Source organism: Kurthia huakuii LAM0618 (assembly GCF_000505545.1).
Lineage (GTDB): Bacteria > Bacillota > Bacilli > Bacillales_A > Planococcaceae > Kurthia > Kurthia huakuii.
In genome coordinates this window covers 1-1,360 of the sequence record NZ_AYTB01000041.1, presented here as the reverse complement: position 1 = coordinate 1,360, position 1,360 = coordinate 1, and the positions used below count along the sequence as shown (strand labels likewise).

The 1,360-nt window shown below is 36.2% G+C and carries 1 protein-coding gene; it reads right to left on the bottom strand.

Features of this window, described 5'->3' with window-relative positions:
- Positions 1–255: 255 nt before the first annotated feature.
- Positions 256–1,359, bottom strand: coding sequence for an RNA-guided endonuclease InsQ/TnpB family protein (locus V514_RS0118360; protein ID WP_051392508.1), 1,104 nt, complete (start codon positions 1,357–1,359; stop codon positions 256–258).
- Position 1,360 lies beyond the last annotated feature (1 nt).

The following is a 1,360-nucleotide window of genomic DNA, read 5'->3' as shown; positions in this document are numbered from 1 at the left end:
AGCCACAATGACCGATTCATTAAAAGCTGCCATTAATTTGTGGATGGAATTATTATCTAAGTTTGAAAACTTTAAAGTGGACGATGACGCATTAGAAAAGTCTTTCATTTAATCTGCTACTAAAAACATATACAAAAGTATACATCTAGCTTTTTCCTGCTTCTTAGAATGCGTCCTCGGCACGTATCCCTACTAACGTTTCGTATCACTCTCCACAGGCTTCAATTCCGATGTAGCCCACCGTACTCTATTCATTTAAACGGACACTAACAACTCATATTCTGTAGCTTGTTTTAAATTCATAGCGGCGTTTAAATCTCGGTCTAACACTTGATGACAATTTACACATTCATAAACCCTATCTTTCAATGTTAAATCTACTTTCTTATGACCACAGGCGCTACACAATTTAGAACTCGGATAAAAGCGATTTACAAGGCGCAATTCAATGCCATATGCTTCGCACTTCATCTGTAATTTTGTTCTAAAATGGAAGAATCCTTGTTTTGCAATCGCTTTTGATAAATGTCTGTTTTTCATCATACCTCGAACATTTAACTCTTCTAATGTAATGAATGCTGGTTTGGTTTTTACCAATTCACTCACAATGTTCTTCTGGTAGTTTTCTCGAATATTCGCTAGACGCTGATGTAACTTTTGTACACGACAAATTTGTTTTTGTCGATTGTTAAAGTAACAGTTTTCACCTACCTTTTTGTTTTGTTCATAACTTCTGCTCAATTTCCGTTGAGCTTGTTTTAGCCGTTTTTCAAGTTTTCTTACCTTATCTGTTTTATTCATATTTTCGTAAACGTCTCCGTTGCTCATCATCGCAAAATCTTTGATACCTAAATCAATACCGATACCTTCTGATTCAGGCGATTGTTTTATGCAGTCGGGCACTTCACATAAGACCGAGATATAGAATCTATCTGCTTTTTGTGACACTGTACCGCTTTTGATAATTGCGTCTTGAGGCAAATAATTAAACTCTTTTAGTGTTACCCACCCAATTGTAGGAATCTTAATTTGGTGGCGTTTTAGCGAAAAATCACCTTTCCCATTCTTAGGGAAATACGCTTTCACATCTTGTCTAGCTTTCTTCTTGAAGCGAGGGTGCTTACTTAATCCTTTAAAGAAGTTTTTATAGGCACGTTCTGCATTCATGATGGATTGCTTAACCGCCTTGCTCGATACCGTTTTAATCCATAAGTCTTGTTGGTTTTGTTTCGTATGAACATTATTTAACCATTTCGAGAAGTCATAACCACTCATGAATTTTCTGTCTTCCTCATAATTGACACGATTCGTTGCAATATACATGTTGTAGACATAACGACAAACGCCAAAGGTTCTGATG